The sequence below is a fragment of the Nitrobacter winogradskyi genome (genome assembly GCF_006539545.1).
GTDB lineage: Bacteria > Pseudomonadota > Alphaproteobacteria > Rhizobiales > Xanthobacteraceae > Nitrobacter > Nitrobacter winogradskyi_A.
The window spans coordinates 1-6,341 of record NZ_BJNF01000130.1 but is presented as its reverse complement, the minus strand read 5'-3'; the positions used below and the strand labels follow the sequence as shown (position 1 = coordinate 6,341).

The following is a 6,341-nucleotide window of genomic DNA, read 5'->3' as shown; positions in this document are numbered from 1 at the left end:
CTTGTGATGATGCCCCGTGAATCCGATGGAGAGATGCGCCGCGACGGTTCAAGCGCTGCCAATGTGCAGCCGAAACACCCCGTCGCTGAGCGCGGAAGAGTGCACGGCGTGCCAGACTTCTCATCCTACGAAGTGCTGCGTATTGCAGCGAAGCGCGAAGTGGTCTTGAGTAGCGAGAAGGATAAACGACGATGGCGAAAACGAGCGAGAGATCCCGACCGATTAAGAGCGCAAGGTTATAAGGCCATGCATTCTTGCTTCGCCGCGCACCGACGACATGCATGACCGCCGAAAGCAGCAAAATTTGTCGCTGACGGATTCTTAGGGCTCTGGTTACGGAGCATAGGCGCACGTTGATGCTATGGACGACTGAATCAAACCCGACCGGGTCCCGGGGCTCGGTACCGATGCCATTCGGCATCGAAAGTCCGTCAGTCCTACCTGCGATCGTAACTCGGACCATTGAACGATGCGGGGCGGAGCAGCCAGACGGAACGCCGCGTGGACCGCGGCGATCTCTCGACCGGGCCAGCCACCTCGTTTCTCTGTGATCCGTTCCTTAGTCGGGAAGAAGCCGCGTTTAGTGGCCGATCTGATAGTGGCGGATTTGAAGTCTCGTCGCTCATCGGAGGAACGATTGAAGAGAGCGCGAGTTGCCGGGAAGAAATACGGAAAGGACAGCGACATGACACGGTCGGTGGAGGAACTTCGGTTGGAGGCGGAGCGAAACCGGGCCGGACTGGCAGCGACGGTCGATCAGTTGAGGGAGCGGGTCTCGGATGCGGCCGATGGTATTCGCCAAAAGGTCTCACCGGAATACGTGAAATCGGAGCTCTCCGATTACATCAGCCTCAAGGCATACGGTTGGGGTGAGACATTGAAACAACGAGCGATCGACAATCCGATGGGAACAGTTGCGGCAGGGGCTGTCGCTGCGATCTCCCTCATGCGTATGGCGCGGGGCCTACCCCTACCACTCCTGATGCTGGGCGCGGGGGCTTCTATGACCTCTAAGACGGCCCGGGATCGCGCTGCACAAGGCGCGGCTTCAGTAAAAGAGAAAGCGGGGGAGATGCTTGTGGAGGCAGGAAATTCACCGCTTGTTGCGGACGTGAAGGACCGGCTAGCCGCGGCTCGAACTCAAGCCACTGAAACAGCCGATGACCTCAAAATCCGTGCCACTCAAGTAGCCAGCGATTGGTCAGACAAAATTGCTAGCGGTGGCGATACGCTAAGGAACAAGACCGGTGCGGCCAAAGATGCGGTGGCGACCCAATGGTTAACGGCTCGCCAGCGTAGCGGTGATGCTGCATTGATCGGGGGATTGGGAGTCGCGATCGGCGCCATCATTGCCGCTTCTCTACCCGAAACGAGGGCTGAAGCCAAAGCGATGGGCGAAGCTAGCAATAAGGTCAAACGGAAGGCCGGCGAAGCTATGCAATCCGGATTTGCCACAGCCAAGAGTGCAGCAACCTCGGCCCTTGATGCAGCCGCGAAAACCGTTGGCGAAAGCGATTTAGGCGGAGAAGTCAGCCGCATGACCCAGAACATGTCTGACACGCTCAAGGAGGGTGCCGACGACGTTGTGAGAGCGGCGGTCCGTCAATAGCGAAATCTAAACACAAGGTAGACAAGATGAGCAACTTTGACACGACAACACCGAACACCTTGGATCGGAACCAGGCCGACGGTTCCACACAGAACCTTAAGGAGGAGGTATCAAGGGCGGGTGGCGAGCTCAAACATCGCGCGGGTGAGACACTGCGCGCCTCGACCGACTGTGCGAGCGACAAGATTGAGGAAGCAGCGAATGCCGCCAAAGATGTTGTTTCAGAAACAGCCAAGCATCTGGGTAGCCGAGCTCACGAGCAGCAAGAGGCTGGCGCTGATTTTATCGGGCGCTTCGCCGATGATATTCGTAAAGCGGCGCGAGCCTTCGAAAACGACGTGCCGTTCGCGGCGCGCGGCATCGAATCAGCTGCAGACTATGTCCATGAGGCATCGGAAAAGATCCAAAATGGAAGTTTCCGCGATCTTCTCGACGGTGCGGGCGATTTCGCGAGACGCCAGCCGGCCGCATTTCTCGGCTTGTCGGCACTCGCGGGATTTGCGGCGGTGCGCTTCCTCAGAGCGTCCGGAGAGCAGCGAGCTCCATCTTCGTCACCATCCTCACAGAGGCATGAGTGATATGAGCATCCAAAACGATATCAAAACCAGCCAGAACGATTTCCAGACGATCTCGAAATTGCTTGGGGATGCGCTTTCGCAAATTGCCAAGCTCTTCCAAAATGAAGTCGATCTGGCGAAGGCCGAACTGGGCGAAAAAGCGCAGGAGGTTCTTGCCGCGATGGGCCTCATCGCTGCCGGCGCCATCTTGGTGATTCCCGCTGTAGTGATGGCGCTGTTCGCACTATCAGCGGCTCTCATCGCGTTGGGCTGGTCCCAGCCGCTCTCCTATATTACGTCCGCGGCCGTAGCGGCAGTGATCGGCGGCGTACTATTTGCCGTCGGCGTCAACCGGTTGCAAGCGGGACGCCTCGTGCCACATGAAACTATGGGGCAGCTCGAAAAAGACAAAGATGCCATGAAGGAAATGGTGCGATGAGCAATGAGAAAATAGGATTTTTCGATAATCTTGTGGCGGCGGCGAAGGATAATCCATTAGCTGCCGTCCTTATCGGAGCCGGTACGTTTTATCTGTTTACCGGCAATCAAAAGGTGATGAATGCCGCCAGCGCGAAAGCGGCTTCGCCGAAAGATCTTCACCCTCTGAGTTCGCATTCGCCTTTGGCGGCTCGTGAGCGATCCGCGACGGCGCCGCAAGGCCAGACGGGATCGGTTGTCGGTGAAACGTTACGCGATGTGGGTGGGGCGGCCTCGAGCGCTGTATCTGGCACTGCAGACATGATCAAAGATCGACTGCGCGAGGGTGCCGACTATGTCCGAGAGAACATCGGCGGGCCTGGAGAAGAGGCGCTCAGAAAGACTCAGTCTTCATTGGCTGATTTATTTGAACGACAACCGCTAGTGCTCGGTATCCTAGGCTTAACCGCCGGGGCTGCCGTGGCAGGAGCGTTTCGGACAACCGATCTAGAGAAAGATTGGATGGGCGAACTCAGCGACGAGGTTAAAGCCGATCTGACCACACGAGCGGGAGCGGTATCGCAAGGCCTCCATGGAGTCGTGGATAAGATTCAAACGGAACTTGGCGAAGCGGGCTCCGAAGTAGTTGATCGGGCGAAGCAGACCGCCGCGCGGGCCGCAAACGCTGCAGGGGAAGCCGCGAAGCTGCTTTGATCCTCTTGCGCTCTCCTTTTTCCTCGGTGCGTGGCAAGCGCCACCCGGCACAGCTCCTTGATCCGTTCCCGCAGTCGTCTCGAAGTCCATCGCAATCCCTAACCGACCGACCACCAATTCAGCGTTGAATTGGTCCTTGCGAGGCCCGGTCTACGCGACTTGAAAGTCAGTACTTTTATAAGTGTTAGTGGTCTGGCAATCCGGGCATGTTGCACTAAAGTCTTGCTTAATAGCTAACGGGTTTGAAATTGAAATGTTTGCGCCGCATTTTTTGCAGGAAGCAGTGCCAGTGGATTTTCGAACCTTTGATTTCACTTTTCGTCCATGGAAGATCAGAACGCTTGTTGAAAGAAACAGAGCTGCCGCACTTATGAGCCGGAGATTTGTTTCTATTTTGCCTTCGGCTTCATTTTGATTAACGGTTGCGAAATCCCAGCTGGCGTCTTCTGCGGCGCGATCGTGGTCAGGAAAGGCCTTGTCCCCCAATTTGGTTAGTTCTGCTTGCAGGCTCATTACCGCTCGTCTTAGGAGCGCGAGAGACATCGCTTTCCCATCGTTTATCCATTCGACCACAAGTTCCACCGGCGGGCGCCCGCTGAGGTAAATCGGCCCGTTGTCTAATCGTGCTGCCGAGGCATAGCGCTTGTAGTCGGATGTTTCCTCACCGAATGTTTTGGCTAGCGTTTTGGCGATTGCTCCCTGGAGGGCTCGGATCTCATTCGCGCCGCGCGCTTTGACAAGGGAGCAATCGAACGCTTCCAGTTCGGATATCTGCCTTTGCAGCCGTTCAATCCCCTGCCGAAGCTGGTCAGGTCGGCGCTCGATTGGGCTAAGGGTGTTGGGATTTTCCATGTCGATTTTCCAGCGTCGGACAGTATCTCAACGGTATGGTCGAACGCTCCAAACGCGACAATATTTAAAAGCGAGCGGAGGCAAATCGTTCCTAGGAGTGAAGACAATGACACCATGCCCAAGGGCGCGGTTCAGCTTGATAAAGCACATCTATCCGGACGAGGTTGACGCACCGGCATCACCGGTCAGGAACAATCAGGTTTTCGGATGATTGTCGGTTCCGTAAGTCAACCGCACGGATTATCGCCATGGCTTTCAGATATCCCTCGTTCAATCGCCGCGGGTTTGTGGGGCTCGCCGGATCGGCCGCGGCTTTCCTCTCTTGCGCCTGCGGCCGCGCGCACGCGCAGCAGCCGGAGAAAGGCGGCGCCATTCCGGGCGGGGAGATTTCCGCGAAGAGCACCATGCTCGGCGCGGGGTCTGACCTTTTGCAGAGTCGCGGCCCCGTCAGCGCGATCAACATGTACCTCAACGGCTTCCACTTCTATGCCGACGACATGGGCCGGCAGATCGAGGCGCACCACTATTGCAGCCACGTGACTGAGGAATTCTACCAGTGTGTCATCTACGACGGGAACGAGCCCCACTCCCGGCTCATAGGCATCGAGTACATCGTCTCGGAGCGGATATTCAAGTCGCTTCCCGAGGAAGAGAAAGCGCTATGGCACAGCCACCGCCACGAGGCGCTCGCGGGCGAGCTGATCATGCCGGGAATACCGGCGACGGTGCAGCACATAGCCATCGCTACGCTCGTCTCCACTTATGGCAAGACCTGGCATACTTGGCAGATAGATAAGGACTCCAGTCTGCCTACCGGCATCCCGCAACTGATGATGGCGTTCACGGCGGACGGCCAGCTCAAGTCCGAGATGATCAAGAGCCGGGACAAGGAGCTGGGCACCTACACCTCTCAAGCCAAAACGTCCCGCGAGGATTTGGCGAGCTCCGCGTCGCAGCCCGACGCGGCGGCCGACGCGTGGAAGAGCGGCACGACACAGCAGCTCGTCCTAACCAAGACGCCTCTTTTGAATAGGCGATAATGTGGGGAAAACCACCGCGAACAGAGCGGGAGACAGCTTGGATGGCTTGCCCCAACTTAACACCCTGCGAGCCGACAGGCCTGCTAATTGGTATTGCTTTCGGAGAATGCCATGTCAAAGAGCGATACATTACGGCATGGCCCTCCGGGAGAGAGCGCGGTGCATCTCTGCGTCGACATGCAGAGAATGTTTGCCGAGGGAACCGAATGGAAGATGCCCTGGCTTGAGCGAGTCCTGCCGAACATCATCGCGGTCACATCCGCTCATCCTGAGAGAACTATCTTCACCCGCTTTATTCCGGCCGAGAAGCCGGGGCACGGCGTGGGGATGTGGCGGCATTATTACGAGCGATGGGCCTCAATGACTATCGACCGGATCGGGTCTGACATGGTGAGGCTGGTCCCTGACCTCGCCGCGTTCGTCCCTCCCGGCAGGGTCTTTGACAAGCATGTCTATTCCCCTTGGACCGGAAGCGACCTTCAGCAGGAGCTGCGCGGTGCTGGAATCGACAGCCTCATCGTAACCGGTGGGGAAACGGACGTTTGCGTTCTGTGCACGATGTTGGGTGCGATCGACTGGGGCTTTCGGGTCATCCTCGTACAGGACGCGCTTTGCAGTTCGGCTGATGAAACGCACGACGCGATGATGAATATCTACCTGAATCGGTTCGGAGTTCAGGTTGAGACCGTTACGACGGAGACTCTTCTGGAGTGCTGGTAAGGCAAATTTCATCAGTGGGGCCTTCCCATCTCGTGCGGATCTCCTGCTCCAGGAACCGGCAACGGGCGGTCGATCAGTAAGGCCTGGTTCGACGACTTTCTCGAAGAGCTGGCGGATAAGTTCGGCGGGGCCACGAGCTTATACGCGCTTCGGGTCAGGGCCTCTGGCTGAGCGGCGGCGAGACTGAGGAAGGCAGCATCACGGTTTTCGAAGTCATGGTGGGCATCTCGACCGCACCTTCTGGCGACTTGTGGCGCTGGTATCCAAACGCGCCGAAGGAAATGGCAATGAGTTCTCAGTCGCAAAATCCGTCGCGGCGTAAGAACGCCTTGTTGATGGCGACGGCCGCCCGCGCTCCTTCCGCGATGGCTGCTGCGACCAAAAGGACGTCGCGCGATACGTCGCCCGCAATCATATACGCCCGAGACACTA

7 protein-coding genes and 1 pseudogene are annotated in these 6,341 nt (G+C 57.6%); 7 read left to right on the top strand and 1 reads right to left on the bottom strand.

Annotated features, from left to right (window positions below; all coding sequences use genetic code 11):
* The 5 genes and pseudogenes from NWI01_RS19460 to NWI01_RS18290 all read left to right on the top strand — a co-directional run.
* A pseudogene (locus tag NWI01_RS19460) lies at positions 1 to 285 on the top strand (hypothetical protein); the annotation flags it as partial.
* 400 nt (positions 286 to 685) lie between these two features.
* A complete protein-coding gene (locus tag NWI01_RS18305) occupies positions 686 to 1,609 on the top strand; it encodes a DUF3618 domain-containing protein (RefSeq protein WP_141385371.1) in 924 nt (307 codons plus the stop codon).
* A 26-nt stretch (positions 1,610 to 1,635) separates the two neighbouring features.
* Positions 1,636 to 2,187 carry a hypothetical protein gene (locus NWI01_RS18300; protein WP_141385370.1) on the top strand — a complete coding sequence of 184 codons (552 nt, stop codon included), beginning with the start codon at positions 1,636 to 1,638 and terminating at the stop codon, positions 2,185 to 2,187.
* A 1-nt stretch (position 2,188) separates the two neighbouring features.
* Complete coding sequence (locus NWI01_RS18295) at positions 2,189 to 2,605, top strand: phage holin family protein (RefSeq protein WP_141385369.1); 417 nt, start codon at positions 2,189 to 2,191, stop codon at positions 2,603 to 2,605.
* A complete protein-coding gene (locus NWI01_RS18290) occupies positions 2,602 to 3,297 on the top strand; it encodes a hypothetical protein (RefSeq protein ID WP_141385368.1) in 696 nt (231 codons plus the stop codon). Before NWI01_RS18295 ends, NWI01_RS18290 begins: the two co-directional genes overlap by 4 nt.
* A 150-nt stretch (positions 3,298 to 3,447) precedes the next feature.
* Here the strand turns inward: NWI01_RS18290 and NWI01_RS18285 are convergent, their stop codons facing one another.
* Positions 3,448 to 4,149 (bottom strand): hypothetical protein, encoded by a 702-nt coding sequence (locus tag NWI01_RS18285; RefSeq protein WP_141385367.1) that lies wholly within the window; start codon positions 4,147 to 4,149, stop codon positions 3,448 to 3,450.
* A 248-nt stretch (positions 4,150 to 4,397) separates the two neighbouring features.
* On the opposite strand from NWI01_RS18285, the gene NWI01_RS18280 reads away from it, so the two are divergent.
* Positions 4,398 to 5,189, top strand: a complete 792-nt coding sequence (locus tag NWI01_RS18280; RefSeq protein ID WP_141385366.1) for an OBAP family protein — start codon at positions 4,398 to 4,400, stop codon at positions 5,187 to 5,189.
* A 111-nt stretch (positions 5,190 to 5,300) separates the two neighbouring features.
* On the top strand, positions 5,301 to 5,909 hold the full coding sequence (locus NWI01_RS18275) for a cysteine hydrolase family protein (protein WP_141385365.1): 609 nt from the start codon (positions 5,301 to 5,303) through the stop codon (positions 5,907 to 5,909).
* Positions 5,910 to 6,341 lie beyond the last annotated feature (432 nt).